Below are 17,824 nucleotides of genomic sequence, written 5' to 3'. Positions count from 1 at the left end.
CGGCCGGACGCACGCCGGGCGCTCGCGGGCGCTCCCGCTCTCCCGCACGCTCCCCGCCCTCCCAGGCGCTCGCCGGCGCTCCGGGCGTGACATCATCACCGTCGTCCGTACGACCGCTCCCGACCGGAAGGGTACGGGCCACGATGACCGACTGGGAGTGGGACGAGACCCTCTTCGCCGGCGCCGCCCCCCACTACCAGCGGGGCCGGCTGCCCTACGCTCCCGGGCTGGTCCCGCGGCTCGCCGAGGCGCTCGCGGCCGACGGCACCGGTCGCCTCCTCGACGTGGGCTGCGGGTCGGGCACCGTCACCCTCCCCCTGGCCCCCCTGTTCCGCGAGGCCGTCGGCGTGGACCCGGACACCGGGATGATCACCGAGGCCACGCGCCGCGCCGCCGCCGCGGGACTGGCCGCCAGAACCCGCTGGCTACGGCTGCGCGCCGAGCATCTCCCGGCCGGTATCGGCACGTTCGACGTGGCGGTCTTCGCCCAGTCCTTCCACTGGACCGACCGCGAGCGGGTGGCGCGGACCGTCCACGGCATGCTCCGGCCCGGCGGGGCACTGGTGCACCTGGCCGACCTGAAGACCGAGCGCCGTACGACCGCGGGCCTGCCGCACCCGGCCGTGCCCTACGCCGACGTCGCCGGCCTGGTCCAGCGCTACCTCGGCCCCGTCCGTCGCGCCGGCCGCGGCCTGTTGCCGCAGGGCACCCCGGGCGGTGAGGCGGCGGTGCTCTCCGCGGCCGGATTCTCGGGTCCCGAGCGGCACGTCGTACCGGGCGGACAGGCGCTGGTGCGCACCACGGACGACGTCGTCGCCTGGACGTTCTCGATGCCCTTCGCCGCTCCGCACCTGTTCGGCCCGGACCGCGCGGCCTTCGAGGCGGACCTGCGCCGTCTGCTCGGCGGCGCCTCCCCGGCGGGCCGGTTCGCCGAACGGGTCCCGAGCACCGAGGTGTTCGTCTGGCGCCGGCCGTGGCAGGCACCGTCACGAACCGGGGGAGCCGGGTGACGGCGGCTCAGGTCAGGCGCGCCCGGCGGGACGCGCTCGCCCGCCTCGAACGTCGCCTTCGCCGCCGGGCGGGTCCCGCCGTCCTGTCGACGCGTATGTCGATGAGAGGATGTATGTCCACGGTCACTAGGATGTGAGGCCAAGACAACCATGCGACCGGCCGTTCGTTGTGGGCCGGTCGGGGTCGCCGATGCCAGGGACCGCTCCCCGGGCTGCGGTGATCTTCCTTCCCAGGAGGACCCTCCGCATGTTCCGAAGAATAGGCAACGCCGTCGTCCGTCATCCCATTTGGACGATCGTGGCGTGGCTGATCGCCGCGGTGGCCATCGTCGCCACCGCTCCGAGCCTGCCCTCGAACAGTGACGAGAGCAGCTTTCTGCCCAAGAGTTACGAGTCCATCCAAGCGGCGCAGCTCCAGGAGAAGGCGTTCCCCAGCGCCTTCACGCCGTCAGCGATCGTGCTCTACCAGCGCACCGACGGCGGCAAGCTCACCGCCGCCGACCTGCGCGACGTCACCCGGATCAGCTCCGAGCTGGGTGAGAAGCACATCGACCAGGTACAGAAGGTCGTCCCCGGCCGGCCGTCCAAGGACGGCAGGTATGACCTGACCCTCGTCCAGATGGACAGCAAGACCGCCGGTCAGCCCGAACAGGCCGACGCGGCCAAGGAGTTGCGTGACGAGGCCAAGAAGCTGGCCAAGAGCACGGACCTCGAAGCCAAGCTCGGCGGTTCCGCCGCGCAGGCGCTCGACCAGCAGGACTCGTCCAAGCGGGGCGAGGCGCTGATCGGTCTCGGCACCTTCGGGATCATCCTGATCACCCTGCTGATCATCTTCCGGGCGCCGATCCTCGCCGTACTGCCCCTGGTGCTGATCGGTCTGGTGTCCGCCGTCGCCAACGGGCTGATCGCCTATGCCACCAAGCTGTTCGGGCTGGAGGCCAACAGCTCGATCTCGTCCATCCTGATCGTCGTGCTCTTCGGCGTGGGCACGGACTACTTCCTGTTCCTGATATTCCGTTACCGCGAGAGTCTGCGGGCCGGCGACGAGCCCAAGGAGGCCATGGTCAACGCGGTCGGCCGGGTCGGTGAGGCCATCGCCTCGGCGGCCGGAGCGGTCATCATCGCGTTCCTCGCCCTGGTCCTGTCCACGCTGGGCTTCCTCAAGCAGATGGGCCCGGCGCTCGCCATCGCGGTCGGTGCCACGCTGGTCGCGGGTCTGACACTGATCCCGGCCGTGGTCTCGCTCATCGGGCCGAAGGTCTTCTGGCCCTCCAAGTCCTGGAAGACGGAGCCCGAGAACGCCCGGTTCGCCGCCCTCGGCCGGGGCGTCCAGCGCCGCCCGGCACTGACCGCCGTCGTCTCCGGTCTCGTCCTGCTCGTCCTGTCGCTCGGCACCCTCGGCTACAAGGCCACCTTCGACCTGGCGTCGGGCTCCATGCCCAAGACCAAGGAGTCCATGGTCGTCCAGGACGAGATGCAGAAGGCGTACTCGGCGGGCGCCGCGGCACCGACCGACGTCTACCTGTCCAGCACCGACGGCAAGCCGCTCGACACGGCCGCCTTCGACGCGTACGCCAGGAAGCTCGGCGCCGTGGACGGCGTCGCGAGCGCCCGCATGACCCAGCTGAACAAGGCGGGAACCACCGCGGACTTCACCGTCACGCTCAAGTACGAGGCGTCGACGGACAAGGCGATCGACGCGGTGGGCCGGGTCCGTGACGTCGCGCACGACGAAGCGCCGGAGGGCACCAAGGCGCTCGTCGGCGGCATGTCCTCGATCTACAAGGACATCAACGCGGCGGTCAACCACGACTACCGGACGGTCTTCCCCGTCGCCGCCGCCCTGATCATGGTCATCCTGGGGCTGCTGCTGCGCAGTGTGGTCGCGCCCTGGTACCTCATCGCCTCCGTGGGCCTCGGCTTCGGCGCCACCCTCGGTGCCACCGTGTGGATCTTCCAGGACGCGCAGGGGCACTCGGGCCTGATGTTCATGCTGCCGGTGATCATGTATCTCTTCGTGGTCGCGATCGGTACCGACTACAACATCCTCATGATCGCCCGGTTGCGTGAGGAGGCCCGTGAGGGCCGGGAGCCGCGCGAGGCCGCCGGCATGGCGCTCCGGCATGCCGGGCCGACCGTGGCCGCGGCGGGCTTCATCCTGGCGGCGACCTTCGCGACGATGATGCTGGCCGGCAACTCGCTGCTGTCGGAGATGGGCTTCGCGGTCTCCTTCGGCATCGCGGTGGCCGCGTTCGTCATGGCGATGTTCTTCACCCCCAGCCTCACGGCCCTGATCGGCCACGCGGCCTGGTGGCCGGGCCACGCCGACCGGGCGGAGGTGCCGGCCGCCGGCACCGGCGCCGTGGCGGTCGGCTCCGGGCCGGTCCGGGGTGAGGAGGGCCGGGATCCGGCCGGGCGCCGCGGTTAGCGGCGGTCGGTGGGGCCGGTGAGTTCCGCCGGGGCCTCGTGACGGGCGGAGGCCGGTGACACCGGCCGGTTCCGCCGGGCGTCGCGGCGGGCGGCGGCCGGTCTGATCGATGGGTCCTGCCGGGCCAGGTGGCCCGGCAGGACTTTTTCGTGCCCGGAGCGAGGATCCGCCGGTCCGGTCAGCCGGTGGTGACGGGGCCGCGGAAGTAGTGGCCCTCGTCCAGATCCGCGAGGAGACCGGGCCGGACCGGTTCCCAGCCCAGCAGTTCGCGGGTCAGGGCGCTCGACGCGACGGCGTCGAAACCGAGCGGGCCGCTCAGCCAGCCGAAGTGCTCGGCGGCGTCCTCGGGCGCCACGGAGGTGACCGGCACGTTCAGATGACGGCCGATCACTTCCGCGATGTCCCGGAGCGCGACACCCTCCTCCGCCGAACCGTGCAGCACCGAGCCGGCCGGTGCCTTCTCGGCCGCCAGCCGGAACAGCCGTGCGGCGTCGAGGCGGTGCACGGCCGGCCAGCGGGTGGTGCCGTCGCCGGGGTGGCCGGAGACGCCCCTGGCGCGGGCGACGGCGACCAGGCTCGCGACGAAACCCTTGTCCCCCTCGCCGTGGCACGTGGGGGAGAGCCGCACCACGGACGAGCGGACACCGCGTTCGGCGAGGGCCAGCGCCGCCTCCCCGGTGGTCTGCCGGATCGCGAAGTGCGAGCCGTCGAGCGCGGGCCTGTCCCGTTCGGTGACGAGCCGCCCGGGCGCGACCCCGAGCAGCCCGGAGGCCAGGACGAAGGGCCGGCCGGTGCCGGCCAGGGCGTCGCCGAAGGCCTCCACGGCACGGCGGTCGGCCTCGGCCGCCTCCTGGAATCCGCCGCTGAAGGCCAGGTCGTGCTTGAAGGCGAGGTGGATCACCCCGTCCGAGGCGGCGGCCGCCTCCCGCAGCACGCCGAGGTCGTCGACGGTGCCGCGGACGACCTCGGCCCCGGCCGCGCCGAGCGCGCCGGCGGAGGCGTCGGAGCGGGCCAGCCCGACGACCTGGTGTCCCGCCTCGATGAGGTCGGGTACGAGGGCGGAGCCGATCCAGCCGGACGCCCCGGTCACGAAGAAACGCATGGGAGAACCCCAGACTCTTGATGTCAGTGACTGTCATGGACCATAACATCCGATGTCAGTGACTGCCATCGCGTAGGATCTGCGCATGGGCAGATGGGAGCCGAACGCGCGCGAGCGCCTGGCGGAAGCGGCGTTGGAGCTCTACGGCGAACGCGGGTACGAGCAGACCACCGTGGCGGAGATCGCCAAGCGCGCCGGGCTGACCGAGCGCACCTTCTTCCGCCACTACGCCGACAAGCGCGAGGTGCTGTTCGACGGCTCGGGGGAGCTGGAGGAGCTGTTCGTGCGGGCGGTCGCCGCCGCGCCGGCGACCGCCGCGCCGATCGAGGCGCTGGCCGCCGGACTCGACGCGGCGTCGGAGATCTTCATCGACCGCCGCGCGTTCGCGCGCGCCCGGCACGCCGTGATCACGGCGAACGCGGAACTCAAGGAGCGCGAGCTGATCAAACTCGCCTCCCTGTCGACCGCGCTCGCCGGAACCCTGCGCGGGCGCGGCGTCCCGGAGCCGGCCGCGAGCCTCGCCGCCGAGGCCGCGGTGGCCGTCTTCAAGGTCGGCTTCGAACGCTGGCTGGCGGTGTCGGAGGACCGCGAGCTGGTGCACCTGGTGCGGGAAGCGCTGACCGAGTTCAAGGCGGTGGCCGCCGGCTGAGCGGTGGTGGGGGACGGCCTGCAGCCGACCGACGCCCGGCTGTGTGCTGCTGGGCCGAGGGGGACCGGTGCCGTACGACTCAGGGAGTGGTGTCCGCCAGTCCCCGGAGGATCTCCACCGCCCGCTCGGCCTGCTCGTGGGGCACGAAGAGGTGGTCTTGGTGGAAGCCCGCCACGACATTGCAGCTCAGGCCCGCGTCGGCGAGCGCCCGGGCGACCGCGGCGGTCAGCCCGATAGCGTCCAGCGCGGAATGGACGCGCAAGGTGATCCACCCGGCCACGTAGTCGTACGCCATCCCGGCCGCGTCCGCGTCCGCCTGCGGCAGCACGAGCGTGAGGCCCTCCTGCTCGGCGACCGTGACCACCGGGGAGCAGCCGGAGGGTACGCCGCCCTCGGCCATGGTGAAGACATAGCGGCCCGGGTTCAGCTCCGGCCGCATCCCGCTGAGCAGGGTCCGCAGATCGGTCTCGCCTGTCACAGGTCCCACCCTACGGGCCGTGCGGACGGCGGGCCGTTCGGCCCGGTGACGTGGAGCCGGTGTGACCCGGCGCGCGGCGCGTGCTCGTGTGAGCCCTGTACGCGCCCCCGTTCACGCGACAAGACTGCGCTGTCGGCGGGCAGCGGCCGGGCGCCGCCCGCGCGTCGTCCGAGCCCGGGGAAGGCAGGTCGGCCGCTGTGCTGTTGCGTCTGCCCACGTCCGTGCGGGAAGCCCGGGAATGCCTGGCCGACGGGGCCGTGCCGATAGGCGGGGCGACTCTCGTGTGGGCGACCTGGCAACGGGACGGATTCCCCGGACTGGCCATGTCCCTCCGGGAGTTGCCGGAGGCCAACGTCCTGGGCCGGGAGACCGTGGGCGGCGCAGTGATCCTGCACCGGATCGACGAACGGGTGCCGGACGTCCTGCGGCTGGCAGCCGCCGGCATCGGCACCGGCGCGGTACGGCGCACGGCGACGGTCGGCGGCAACATCGTCGGCAGCACGCTGCGCTGCCTGCTGCCCGCCGCGCTCGTCCTGGACGCCCGCGCGACGGTCCTGGAGACCGACGGGGTCCGCGAGGCCGGCCTGGCCGAGGTGGTCGCCAAGCGGCCGGTGCTCATCGGCCTGCGCTGGCGCACGCCGACCGCCTCGGCGTACCGCAAGCTGCCCGGCGAGGCGGGCGGCGCGCCACCCCTCGTCGTCGCCTCGGCCCTGCACGCCGGACAGGAGGCGCCGCACCGCCTGCGGGTCGCCGTACGGGACGGTTACGAGGTGCTCAGCGGCGCCGCCCCCGGTGACGCCGGTGCCGACGAGACCCTCGACGCACTGCGCGGCACCGCCCTCGGCGCCCTGCCGGCCGCCGCCTGGGACGTCGTACGCCCTCAGGTCACCGGCCTCCTGGCGAGCCGCGGCACGGACTGAGCGGACGGCTGCTCCCCGTGGCCGTTCGCGGTCGTCGCGCGGGCGCCCCGGCCGCCGGCCGCGGAGTCATGAGGGTCGGTGGCGTGGCATCGTGGCGGGTATGGCGACGGAACCGGACGTGGCGGTACTGGTCGGGCTGCAGGCCGCAGGCAAGTCCACCTTCTACGCGCAGTGCCTGGCCGACCGGTACGCGCTGGTCAGCAAGGACCTGTTCCCGCGCGGCGCCCGGAACACGCAGGGCCGGCAGATGCGGCTGGTGGCGGAGCACCTGGCCGCCGGACGGGCGGTGGCCGTGGACAACACCAATCCGTCACCGCAGGAGTGGGGCCCGCTGGTGGAGGCGGCCCACGCCCACGGGGCGACCGCGACGGCCTACTGGTTCCCGCCGGACGTGACGGGGTCCCTGCGGCGCAACGCCACGCGCGAGGGCCGCGACCGGGTCCCCGACATCGGTGTCCTGGCCACGTCGAAGCGGCTGCGCAGACCGTCGCCGCGGGACGGCTTCGACACGGTGCGCGAGGTCCGGTTCGACGGGCGGGGCGGCTTCCGGGTACGGGACTGAACCCACCGACAGCACAAGGCCAAGGAGGCCTGCCGTGGACGGATGGTACGTGGACGACCGCTGCGTCAACTGTGACGTGGCCCGGCAGTTCGCACCCGGGCTGATCGGCGAGGCCGACGGGAAGTCGCGGATCCTGCGCCCGCCGGCCGACGAGGCGGAGAACCGGCGGTTGCACGCCGCCGTCTTCGCCTGTCCCACCCGCTCGATCCGGCCGGCGGCCGGCCGCGCGGACCCGGCGCTGGACCCCTTCCCGCTGCACCTGGACGACGGGGTGCTGATCTGCGGGCACAACTCGGCGCGCACCGCGGGCGCCAACGCGTACCTGCTGCCGCGTCCGTCCGGCACCAGCATGATGATCGACACGCCCCGCTGGAGCCGTGAACTGGCCGGACGCTACACGGCGTACGGCCCCGTCACGGACGTGCTGCTCACCCACCGCGACCACGCCGCGCACGGCCGCCGCTACGCCGACCACTTCGGCGCCCGGCTCTGGATCCACGAGGGCGATCTGGACGCCGCACCGGACGCCGACCAGGTGATCCGCGGACTCGAACCGCTGGAGATCGCCGCGGGCGTCACCGTCCACCCGTTCCCCGGCCACACCCGCGGCAGCGTCCTGTACCTCGCCGACGACCGGTACTGCTTCAGCGGCGACAGCTTCTACTGGTCGCGTACGACCGGAGATCTGGAGGTCGTCGAGAGCGTGACCTGGTACTCCATCGAGGCCCTGGCCGACTCCCTGGCCAGGTCGGCGGGGCGGCTGCGGTTCGAATGGGTCCTGCCGGGCCACGGGGACCGGCGCCGGCTGCCCGCCGAGGAGATGTCCCGGCGGCTGCACGGCCTGACGGAACGCGCGCGCCTGCTGCGCCCCCGCCCGATCGACTTCACGGGCGTCCGCTGGTGACGGCACGCCGCACTGTTCCCTGACAGGCAACACCCGGGGCGCTGTCAGGATCACCGCTCCCGCGCCGGGCTCCTACCTTGTCGGTGCACAGGGTCCGACCGAAGGGGACGGGAATGAAGCGCAAGGCGACGGCATGGGTGCTGCCCGCGTTACTGGTGGCGCTCAGCGTGGTGGGCTCCGGGGCTCCGTCCTCGGCGCAGAACGAGAACCGGGCCGCGGCCCCGCCGACCACGGCGGTCGGACCGCAGTACGACACCACGCACGTCTACGTCACCCCCGGTTCCACGGACGCCTTCGTCGCGAGCTGGGAGGCGACCTTCGGCGGGACCCACACGGCCAAGGTCGTCACGACCGTCACCCCGACGCCCAGCACCACCGAGTCCGAGCTGGTCCTCTCGCCGGTCGGCACCCTGTCCGTGTTCGACTTCAGGACGCCCGTGCCGTACCCGTTCGGCAGCGAACGGACGGGCTGGCTCATGAGTGACTTCGACAGGGGCGTCCGCCTGGCCCGCAAGAGCGGGGCCCAGGTCGTCGTCGCGCCCTTCGACGACCCCATCGGCCGCGACGCGGTCGTCCAGTTCCCGGGCGGCGTCAACGCCCAGCTGTACTGGCACACCAAGGTTCCGTCGTACGCGCCGCTGGAGACCGTGCCGGACAACCGCGTCTATCTGACGCCGGACTCGGTGGACGCGTTCCTCCGCTCCTACCTGCGCTTCACCGGCGGCCGGATCGTCGCCGACCAGCGGGCGGCGGACGGCGGTGTCCTCGGCCGGCCCGGGGAGACGTACCGCCGCATCGCCCTCCGCTCCCCGTTCGGCAACACGGTCGTCAGCGTCACCGACGGCCACCTTCCCTACCCGTTCGGCCGGGAGACCACCGGCTACGCGGTGAAGGACCTGCCCGGGACTCTGCGCAGGGCCGGGGCATCGGGCGCGAAGGTGCTGTGGGGGCCGTACGCTTCGGGGGACCGGTCCTCCGCGATGGTGGAGTTCCCCGGTGGCTACGTGGCCGAACTGCATGAAGGAGGGGAGCGCGGGTGACCGACGCGACGATGGGCGATGACGTGTACCAGCCGGACGGGTCGGAGGTGCAGGACGACGCCGGCTTGCTGGACGCGTCCGACACCCTGGACTACCGGAGCGGCGAAGAGGCCCTGGACGAGGGCTACTCACCCCCGGAGCGCCCCTGGGGCGTGGAGCACAACGGCGTCACGGCTGCGGAGCGGTGGCGGGGGGAGAGCCTGGACGAGCGCCTCGCCGAGGAGGTGCCGGACATCGGCGTCCCGGAGGGCGACGGCCTCGGCGACACCTGGGGCACGGACGGAGAACTCGTCGACGACGAGGTCGGCGACGAGCGCGCCGGACGTCTCGTCGCCCCGGACGAGGGCAGCCATGAGAACACCGAGTCCGACCTGTTCGCCTCCGACCGGGGCCTGGACGGCGCCGGGGCCTCGGCGGAAGAGGCCGCGATGCATGTGATCCCCGATGCCGACAGCTACTGACGCCCACCGCGGCCCGACAGGGAGGACCACCGGATGAGCACCGCCGAACCGGGGCCGGACACCGGCCACCACCACCTGCGGCACCTCAGGGAACGGATGGCCGAGCATCACCGCCGTGCCCGGGCCGAGCAGGAGGAGTCCGCGCTGGAGGACGCGATCGACGGGGCGGCCTTCGACCTGGCCGCCGACATAGCCCACCCCACCGCCGGTGGGCCGGAGCCCGGCTACGACGTCGACACGGACCTCGGCGTGGACCGGCGGTAGCGGCACCCCGCGTCGCGCACCCGGGCACCACCGGCCGGTCTCGCTCCGAGGCCGGCCGGTCTCACTTGAGGGCTCCGCCGGTGATCCCGGACGCCAGGTGGCGCTGGGCGGCGACGAGCAGCCCTGCCGCCGGGACGGAGGCCAGGACGGCGGTCGCCATGACGGCGTTCCACTGGTTGGTGTGGGCGCCGAGGTACTCGTAGACGCCGACGGTGACCGGCCGCACCGACTCCGTGGTGTTCAGGGTGAGCGCGAAGAGGAAGTCGCTCCAGGCGAACAGGAACGTGAAGAGTCCGGCGGTGATCAGCGCGTTCCGGCTCAGCGGGAGCACCACGGACCACAGGACGCGGAGCCGGCCGGCGCCGTCCACACGGGCGGCGTCGACGATCTCCCCGGGGATGCTTCGCATGAACGCGCGCAGGACGAGGATCGCGAAGGGCACGCCCGTGGTGGAGTCGGCGAGGATCAGCCCGCCGTAGGAGTTCAGGAGGCCCAGGTCGGTGTAGGCGCCGTACAGCGCGTTGGCCACGACGATGCCCGGCACCGTCTGGGTGACCAGGATGCCGAACAGCACGACCGTGGTGCCCCGCAGCCGGAGCCGGGCCAGCGCGTAGGCCGCCGGTACCGCGAGTCCCAGGCTCAGCGCCACACTGCCGAGGGCCACGACGAGGCTGGTGACCAGGTTGCGCCCCTGGTCGCGCAGGGCGGTGGCGTAGCCGCCGAAGTCCGGGTGGAGCGGGAACCAGCCTGCCCGCAGGACGTTGCCCGCCGGTTGCAGGGAGACGTTCACCATCCAGTACACCGGGAACAGCATCAGCGCGAGCAGGACGATGCCCACGACCGTGGACAGGGGACCGCGTGCGGGTCGCTTCACCGAGGGCCCCTCACGTGTTCCGGGCGCGCCGGTCGGCGCGCAGGTGGACGAGGGCGAAGGCCAGCGAGACGAGGACGAGCACGTTCCCCATGGCGGCGCCGCGCCCGAACTCGAACTGCTGGAAGGACAGTTCGTACGACCGGGTGGCCAGGGTCTGCGTCGCGCCGGCCGGTCCGCCGCCCGTCACCACGAGGATGATGTCGAGCACCTTCACCGTGTAGACGACGCCCAGCACCAGCACCACGCCGGCCACCGGCCGCAGCAACGGCCACGTGACATGGCGGAACGACGCCAGCCGGCCGGCGCCGTCGAGCTGCGCCGCCTCGTACAGATGGGCCGGGATGTCCTGGAGACCGCCGTACAGGATCGCGGTGTTGAAGGGGACGCCCACCCAGATGTTGACCAGGACCACCGACACGAGCGCCTCGGTGGTGCCGGTCAGCCAGGGGATGCCCGAGGACAGCAGGTGGAGGTCGCGCAGCGCCTGATTGACGACCCCGCTGTCCGTGTCGAGCATCCACCTCCACGTCGTCCCGGAGACGACCAGGGGCAGCAGCCACGGCAGCAGCAGGAGCGACCGCAGCAGGCCGCCGAGCGGGAACCTCCGCTGGAAGAACAGGGCGAGGGCCAGCCCGAGCACGAACTGTCCGACGATGGAACCGGCGGTGAACAGGACCGTGGTGAGCAGGGCCCGCCAGAACACGTCCGTCGACAGGACGGTCGCGTAGTTGCGCAGGCCCACGAAGGGCGCGGCACCGGTGTAGAACGTCGCCACCGAGTACTCCTGGAAGCTCATCACGACGTTCTTGACCAGCGGGTAGCCGAAGAACAGCGACAGGTAGGCCAGGGCGGGCAGCAGGAACAGCCACCGGGAGACCCGCGCCCACAGCCGGGTCCGGGACACCGTCCGCGCCCGCTCGGCCCCGTCAGGAACCGGTTGCGATCCGCTGGGCATGCCCGAGCGCTTCCCGCGGGGTCTGTTCACCCGTCAGCGCGGCCTGCACGGCGGTGTAGATCCCGGTCGCCGCACGCGGCCACTCGACGCCGAGCTTGCCGGTACGGGCCCGGGCCCTCTGCACGCTCTGGACGAAGGCGGCCATCGACGGTTCCTGCTCGGCGTACCGGGACGCCACCGAGGAGCGGGAGGGCACGGTGTGGTACTGCTCGGCCAGGGCGAGCATGTTCTCGGAGTCGTTCAGGCAGGCCAGGACCCGTGCGGCCTTCTGCTGCCGGGCCTGTGAGGAGCTCTGCGGGACCGTCCACACCTCACCGCCGAGCGGGGTGACCAGGGGCTGGCCCGGCCGGCGGACGGGGAGGGGAGCCACGCCCCAGTGCAGGCCCTTCGTCCGGTTCATCGCGGAGATCCGCCAGGGGCCGTTGACCATCATGGCCGTCTTGCCGGCGACGAACTGGTCGTGGACATCGGCCTGGGTCCAGTTCAGCACCGACTTCGACATGGACCCGCTCCTGACCAGGTCCACCCAGAGCTGGAGGGCCTGGGCGGCCTGGGGGGTGTCCAGCCGTGTCTCGTCGCCGCCGTTGGACCACAGGAAGGGCAGGAACTGCCAGGTGCCCTCGAAGGTGGCGTTGGCGTCCACGGCCATGCCGTAGCGGCCCGGCCGGGTGAGCTCGGCCGCGGCCGTCTTCAGCTCGTCCCAGGTCTTCGGTACGGCGACACCGGCCTCGGCGAGCATGTCCTTGTTGTAGAAGAGGGCGACCGTGCTGACCGTGGGCGCGAGCCCGTACACCTTCCCCTGGTACGTGCCCGCCGACCGGATGCCCTCGCTGTAACCGCCGGCGCCGATGCCGTACCGGTCCAGCGGGGTCAGCGCGCCGGTCCGCGCTATCTGCTCCAGGTCGGGGTTGTCGAGCATCAGCAGATCGGGCAGGGTCCGCGAGGACGCCTGCCGCAGTACCTGCGGGACCAGCGACGCCCCCGGCACGCTCCTGTGCTCGACGGTGACACCGGCGGCCTTGCCGCAGGCGGTGAGCCGCTCGCCCCACTGGGCGTGCTCGGTCGCGTCGGTGTAGTAGTCGAGGGCGGTGAGGGAAGTCACCTTGCCGCCGGCGGATCCGGAGCCGGTTCCGCCGCACCCGGCGGCGGCCAGTACCAGGGCCAAGGTTCCGAAGAGGGCGGTGATCCGCCGCACCGACGGTCTGGCCGCTGAGTTCATGGGGTGGTGCCTTCCGAGCGTCGCCGGTACCGGACTCTGCCGGGTCGGATGAGTGGTCCATACCGGCATGTTCCGGTCCGAGCAGGGATGGTACCGGAAACGAACGATCGGAATTTCAGCGGATTTCGAGATGTCAGTACCGGGCTCCGTGGTCACCGCCCTGGCCCGCGGCCTCCCGGATCATCGCCGCCACGGCGTCCGGCCGTGACAGGACCACGGCGTGCGAACCGTCCACGACGCGTTCGGTGGCCGCCATGCGCTGGGCCATGAAGCGCTGAGCGGTGGGGTTGAGCATCCGGTCGGCCGCGGCGATGGCGTACCAGGACCGTTTGCGGGACCACGCGGGCGGCCCCGACCTCGCGGTCAGCGCGCCCTGTGCGATCGGACGCTGCGTCACGGACAGCACGCTGCCGACGCGGGGCGCCAGATCGGCGGCGTACACGTCCAGGAAGCGTTCGCGTCGGATGTACAGCTCGCTGTCCGGGTCCGCCGGCGACCGCGCGGGAAGTTCGGCGGCGACGGTCGGATCCGGCCCCGGCATGGGGGAGAAGCGGTTCGTGACGTCCAGCAGGGACTCACCGGCGTCCAGCCCGAACCCCGCGACGTAGCACAGCGCCACGACGTTGTCGGCGTCGGCCTCGGTGATGACCGCGCCCCCGTAACCGTGGCCGGCCAGCACGACCGGTGCGCCGATCCGGTCCACCACGCTCCTGAGGTAGGCGGCGTCGTGCGCGAGGCCGCGCAGCGGATTCGCCGGCGCGTACACCGTCAGCCCGGTGGCGTGCAGGTGTCGGATGACCCCCGCCCACGACGAGGCGTCGGTGAACGCCCCGTGCACGAGCACGACGGTCGGCGGTAAGGGCGTGCGTCCGGGCACCTGGGTGACCTCCGGTGAGTGGGGTTCTCCAGCCAAGCCCATCCGGGTCGCGCCGGCATCGCGCGAACGTACCAGGAACCGCTCACTCGTCGGGCAGCGCCATGACCAGGTTGGCCAGCTGCACCCGGGAGTTGACCGACAGCTTGCGGAAGGCGGACATCAGGTGCGTGTTGACGGTGTGCGGCGAGACGACCAGCGCCTCCGCGGCAGTACGGTTGCTGTGCCCCTCGGCGATCAGCCGCGCGACCTTCTTCTCCGAAGCGGTCAGGGCCTCCCAGCCCTGGACCGGGCGCTGCCCGTCCGCCGTCCGCCGCCCGCCGGCCCCCGCACGCCGCAGATCGCGCTGGACGTGGGCCGCCACGGCGTGCGCGCCCGACGCCGCGAACGCGGCCTGGGCCTCGGTCAGGGCCGCCACCGCCTCGGCCCGCCGGCCCGCCGCCAGGAGCGCCCGTCCGAGGTCGGCAGAGGCCGCCGCCCGGACCAGTGGGCGCGGGCTCTGGCTGAGCAGCGCGACGGCGCGTTCGAGCTGGACCGGGTCGTCGCACACCAGCCCGCGGGCACGCGCCGCCAGACCCACGGCGGTGGGCACCGCAGGATTGCGCGCGGCGTGGGCCTCGGCCTGCGCGGCCAGATCCTCGGCGAGCGCGCGGTCCGCGCCGCGCAGGGCCACGCGGATCGCGGTGCCGACCCAGGTGCGCAGCAGCCGCCAGCGCAGGAAGGGCCCCTCCCGCTGCACCTGCCGGACCCTGTCGACGGCACGTGCGGCGTCCCCGTCGACCTCCGCGTGGACGGCTTCCAGGAAGCGCACCGCGGCCGTGTTGCCCGGGTTCGGCTTGGCCGCCAGCCGCTCCCGCGCCTCGGCCAGGTGCTGCCGCGCGGCCTCCCGGTCGCCGCGCAGCAGGGCGATCCGGGAGCGGATCACCCGGCCGTTCACCTGCTGGACGTGCGCCCGCACCTCCTCCTCCAGGCGCTCCATCGTCACGAAGTCGGCCTCCGCGTCGTCCAGCCGGCCCAGCTCCAGGTGCTGCTGTCCCTGTGCCCACAGCAGCATCGCCTCACGGACCCCGCCGGATTCGTCCGCCGCCTTCGCCAGCAGCCGCTCGCTGGTGACGAAGTCGTCCATGTGCTGGTACGCGACGATCTCCTCGGGGAAGAAGGCGGGGTCGACGGCGCTGAGCGCGGCGAAGCGCTCCAGCGCGAGGGCGTTCTCCCCCGCGTTGAGCGCGATCTCCCCGAGCGCGGACAGAGCCTGCACATGAGCCTCCCGGTCACCGGTCGCGACGGCGGCACGCAGCGCGTCCTCGCCGGCCTCCCGCGCCGGCGCCAGGTCGGGCGCCCGGGACAGCGCCAGCGCGTGCAGGCCGGCCAGCCGCGCCGCCACCTCCGGGGCCGCGCCGCCGACCGCGAGGGCCGCCTCGGTCCGGCGGCGCAGCTCGTCGCCGAGATCCAGGTTCCACAGCGTGCCGCCGAGGGCGGCATGGAGCCGGCCGAACGCCTCCAAGGGCGGCCGGCAGGCCAGCAGCCGGTCCCCGGTCGCGAGCGCCTCCCGGTTCCGGCCGGCCCGGGTCAGGGACACGATCGCCTCCTCACCCACGGCGAACCACAGCGGGCGCGCCACCGGCACCAGATCCAGCGCGCGCGTCACCAGGTCGGCCGCGAGACCCGGCGTGACCGGCAGCACGTCGGCGGCGGCGCGCCTGAGCAGCGCCACCGCCTCCTCGTCACCTGGCTGGGCGCCCCTCAGGATGTGCGAGACCACGTCGATCGGCTGGTGGCCCGCGGCGACGAGCCGGCCCGCGGCCTCCCGGTGCAGCACCTTCCGGGCCGAGGGCGGGATGTCCACGTACACCGCCTGGCGCAGCAGGTCGTGCCGGAAGACGAGCTGGTCGCCGTCGTCGTCCAGCAGCCCCGCGCGCACGGCCTCCTCCAGCGCCGGGAACAGCGTCACGGACGGCCGGCCGCACAGCGCGGCGGCGTCCTGGAAGCCGAAACGGCGGCCCAGTACCGATCCCATCTGAAGGAAGCGCAGTGTGTCGGGGTGCAGCGAGCCGAGCCTGCCGCGGACGCCCACCACCAGCTCCGGCGGCACGGGCTCACCGGAGGCGTCGCAGGCCCGCAGCCCCGCGAGCATCTCGACGGCCAGGAACGGGTTGCCGCCCGCTCCGGCGAGCAGCTCGCGTACCCGCTCGTCGACGGCCGCCCCCAGGGTGTCTCCGGCCAGCTCGCCGATGGCCGCGCCGGACAGCGGGCCCAGGGACAGGGTGCGCACCGGGAGCCCGTCCCCCACGGCCGCGACGATCTCCTCCGCCGGCCCGCCGACGCCCTGCCGCTCGGTCAGCAGCCACAACACGGGTGAGGTCCGCAGACGACCGGGCAACTGCTTCAGGGCGAACCGGCTCAGCGGGTCGGCCCACTGCACGTCGTCCAGGGCGATCAGCACCGGCACGCCGCCGGCCCGGTCCTCGATCGCCTCCGCGAGACGCTCCACCAGCCAGATCCGCTGGTCGTGCCGGCGGGCGAGATCCACCAGCGCGTCGCCGGAGAGCAGCGGCCGGTCGCCGTGCAGGACGCAGGTCGCCAACGACGACAGCGGCACGAGGTGGTGCAGCTCGTCGGCCTTGCCGAGACCGACGGAGAACCCCACCGCCTCCGCTCTGGTCACGACCTCGCCGAGGAGCGTGGTCTTGCCGATGCCCGGTTCCCCGCGGAGCACGGCGAGCGCGCCGCTGCCCGTACGGGCCACCGCGTCGACCAGCGTCCGCAGCACCTCCAGTTCGGCCTCCCGGCCGCGCAGACCACTGCGCGACAGCGGTCCGCCTGACCCCGCCAACCTGGGCCCCTCCTGTCCGCACGCGCCGGTCAGGCCGGCGCCCCGGGGGCCACTATGACAAAAACGGCAGCTCAGCGCATTGTCAGGAGGCGATGCGTGACCCGGCTCATGCCGAAGCGGCCCGTCCGGGCCAGAGCGAAGCGGGGCCCGCGGCCCTCCCGCCCCGCAGCGACGCGCACCGCTCAGGCAGGGCGGAGGCGCGCCACGCGGCGGGGGAGATCCCGTAGGCGGCCCGGAACACCCGGCTGAAGTGGGAGGCGCTGGTGAAGCCCCAGCGGTGCGCCACCGCGGCGACGGTCAGGTCCGCCGACTCCCGGCGGGCCAGGTCGCGGCGGCACTGCTCCAGCCGGCGTTGCTGGATCCACCGGCTGACGGTGATGTCCTCCAGCTCGAACAGCTTGTGCAGATAGCGCACGGAGATGTGGTGGGCCCGGGCGATGGAGTCCGGTGACAGATCCGGGTGCGCGAGGTGCCGGTCGATGTACGCCCGGATCCGCACCAGCGACATCCGGGCGCCGCTCGCCGAGTCCTCGGTCCCCCTGCCGAGCTGCTCCTCGGCCAGCGTCCGCACCAGGTCCACCACATTGCGGGCGATCAGCTCGCCCGTCCGCCGCGGATACGTGGCCGCGCTGTCCACGAGCCGGGACAGGAGCGGCGTCAGCAGGCCGCCGACCGCCGACTCGGAGCCGAGCGGAGCCGCCGTGATCTGCCGCAGGTCCGACTCTCCCACACCCAGCACCTCCCGGGGCAGCACGAGGGACTTCGTCCGGAAGCGCTCCGGGAACGTCAGCAGGACGGGCCGCGCCATGTCGTAGACGAAGAGCTGCCCCGGCCGTACGTAGGCCTCACGGTCGTCCTGTTCGATACGGGCGGTGCCCGCGCAGAGCAGTTTCACCACCACGTGGTCGTCGTTGTCGCTCCCCGCGATGAGCCGTCGGGTGCGCCGTACCGACTGCGGCTCGCCTTCCACGGTCACGGTCTGCATCGGGCCCAGCAGCGACGTACGGATCGTTCCGCGGTCGACCTCGTCGCGGACGCCCATGTCCACGGCGCCGAACGTCCGGGACAGGGCATCGCGCCAGTACGCCCGCCGTCGGTGGGCGGGGACCGTCTTCGTGCTGTAGAGGGTGCCTGGGGCCCCGGGGGCCGGTGTCGAGGGATCCGACGACATGATCTCCGCCCTTCGGCCGTTGCGCTTTCGAAAACGCAGCGTGCCAGGACGGGCGGGTGACCACATCGCGTGAACGCGTG

General features: G+C 73.0%; 17 protein-coding genes. 9 read left to right on the top strand and 8 right to left on the bottom strand.

What is annotated here, in order from left to right:
• The first annotated feature begins 143 nt into the window (after positions 1–143).
• Positions 144–1,010, top strand: coding sequence for a class I SAM-dependent methyltransferase (locus ACH4LD_RS30740; RefSeq protein WP_398057519.1), 867 nt, complete (start codon positions 144–146; stop codon positions 1,008–1,010).
• A 247-nt stretch (positions 1,011–1,257) separates the two neighbouring features.
• Complete coding sequence (locus ACH4LD_RS30735; protein ID WP_398057520.1) at positions 1,258–3,438, top strand: MMPL family transporter; 2,181 nt, start codon at positions 1,258–1,260, stop codon at positions 3,436–3,438.
• 178 nt (positions 3,439–3,616) lie between these two features.
• On the opposite strand, the gene ACH4LD_RS30730 is transcribed toward ACH4LD_RS30735, so the two are convergent.
• Complete coding sequence (locus ACH4LD_RS30730) at positions 3,617–4,540, bottom strand: SDR family oxidoreductase (RefSeq protein WP_398057521.1); 924 nt, start codon at positions 4,538–4,540, stop codon at positions 3,617–3,619.
• An 85-nt stretch (positions 4,541–4,625) separates the two neighbouring features.
• Here ACH4LD_RS30730 and ACH4LD_RS30725 point away from each other — a divergent pair, with 85 nt between their 5' ends.
• Positions 4,626–5,189 (top strand): TetR/AcrR family transcriptional regulator, encoded by a 564-nt coding sequence (locus ACH4LD_RS30725; protein ID WP_398057522.1) that lies wholly within the window; start codon positions 4,626–4,628, stop codon positions 5,187–5,189.
• A 79-nt stretch (positions 5,190–5,268) separates the two neighbouring features.
• Here ACH4LD_RS30725 and ACH4LD_RS30720 read toward each other — a convergent pair whose 3' ends face one another.
• A complete protein-coding gene (locus ACH4LD_RS30720; RefSeq protein WP_398057523.1) occupies positions 5,269–5,667 on the bottom strand; it encodes an ACT domain-containing protein in 399 nt (132 codons plus the stop codon).
• Between the two features lie 197 nt (positions 5,668–5,864).
• Between ACH4LD_RS30720 and ACH4LD_RS30715 the strand changes: the two genes are divergently transcribed.
• From ACH4LD_RS30715 to ACH4LD_RS30690, 6 genes are all read left to right on the top strand, one after another.
• Positions 5,865–6,587, top strand: coding sequence for an FAD binding domain-containing protein (locus tag ACH4LD_RS30715; protein WP_398057524.1), 723 nt, complete (start codon positions 5,865–5,867; stop codon positions 6,585–6,587).
• A gap of 100 nt (positions 6,588–6,687) precedes the next feature.
• Complete coding sequence (locus ACH4LD_RS30710; RefSeq protein ID WP_398057525.1) at positions 6,688–7,149, top strand: AAA family ATPase; 462 nt, start codon at positions 6,688–6,690, stop codon at positions 7,147–7,149.
• A gap of 34 nt (positions 7,150–7,183) precedes the next feature.
• On the top strand, positions 7,184–8,053 hold the full coding sequence (locus tag ACH4LD_RS30705; RefSeq protein ID WP_398057526.1) for a 4Fe-4S domain-containing protein: 870 nt from the start codon (positions 7,184–7,186) through the stop codon (positions 8,051–8,053).
• 113 nt (positions 8,054–8,166) lie between these two features.
• Entirely contained in the window at positions 8,167–9,093 is a 927-nt protein-coding gene (locus ACH4LD_RS30700; protein ID WP_398057527.1) for a glyoxalase, read from the top strand.
• Positions 9,094–9,104: 11 nt separating this feature from the next.
• Complete coding sequence (locus ACH4LD_RS30695) at positions 9,105–9,554, top strand: DUF5709 domain-containing protein (RefSeq protein WP_165951643.1); 450 nt, start codon at positions 9,105–9,107, stop codon at positions 9,552–9,554.
• Between the two features lie 33 nt (positions 9,555–9,587).
• Positions 9,588–9,818 (top strand): hypothetical protein, encoded by a 231-nt coding sequence (locus ACH4LD_RS30690; protein ID WP_398057528.1) that lies wholly within the window; start codon positions 9,588–9,590, stop codon positions 9,816–9,818.
• 61 nt (positions 9,819–9,879) lie between these two features.
• On the opposite strand, the gene ACH4LD_RS30685 is transcribed toward ACH4LD_RS30690, so the two are convergent.
• From ACH4LD_RS30685 to ACH4LD_RS30660, 6 genes are all read right to left on the bottom strand, one after another.
• The gene (locus tag ACH4LD_RS30685) at positions 9,880–10,632 is read right to left on the bottom strand and encodes a carbohydrate ABC transporter permease (protein ID WP_398057574.1); all 753 of its coding nucleotides are present in this window, start codon (positions 10,630–10,632) and stop codon (positions 9,880–9,882) included.
• 70 nt (positions 10,633–10,702) lie between these two features.
• On the bottom strand, positions 10,703–11,647 hold the full coding sequence (locus ACH4LD_RS30680; RefSeq protein ID WP_398057529.1) for a carbohydrate ABC transporter permease: 945 nt from the start codon (positions 11,645–11,647) through the stop codon (positions 10,703–10,705).
• A complete protein-coding gene (locus tag ACH4LD_RS30675) occupies positions 11,619–12,866 on the bottom strand; it encodes an extracellular solute-binding protein (protein WP_398057530.1) in 1,248 nt (415 codons plus the stop codon). Before ACH4LD_RS30675 ends, ACH4LD_RS30680 begins: the two co-directional genes overlap by 29 nt.
• Before the next feature lie 133 nt (positions 12,867–12,999).
• Positions 13,000–13,704 carry an alpha/beta hydrolase gene (locus ACH4LD_RS30670; RefSeq protein ID WP_398057531.1) on the bottom strand — a complete coding sequence of 235 codons (705 nt, stop codon included), beginning with the start codon at positions 13,702–13,704 and terminating at the stop codon, positions 13,000–13,002.
• Between the two features lie 121 nt (positions 13,705–13,825).
• Positions 13,826–16,573 (bottom strand): ATP-binding protein, encoded by a 2,748-nt coding sequence (locus ACH4LD_RS30665; protein WP_398057533.1) that lies wholly within the window; start codon positions 16,571–16,573, stop codon positions 13,826–13,828.
• Positions 16,574–16,679: 106 nt separating this feature from the next.
• Entirely contained in the window at positions 16,680–17,744 is a 1,065-nt protein-coding gene (locus tag ACH4LD_RS30660) for a helix-turn-helix domain-containing protein (RefSeq protein ID WP_398057534.1), read from the bottom strand.
• Positions 17,745–17,824: the final 80 nt, after the last annotated feature.

The organism is Streptomyces sp. NPDC017676 (assembly GCF_044329325.1).
Taxonomy (GTDB): domain Bacteria; phylum Actinomycetota; class Actinomycetes; order Streptomycetales; family Streptomycetaceae; genus Streptomyces.
Note: the sequence above shows the minus strand (reverse complement) of the source record. Positions and strands in the feature narration are given on the sequence as shown.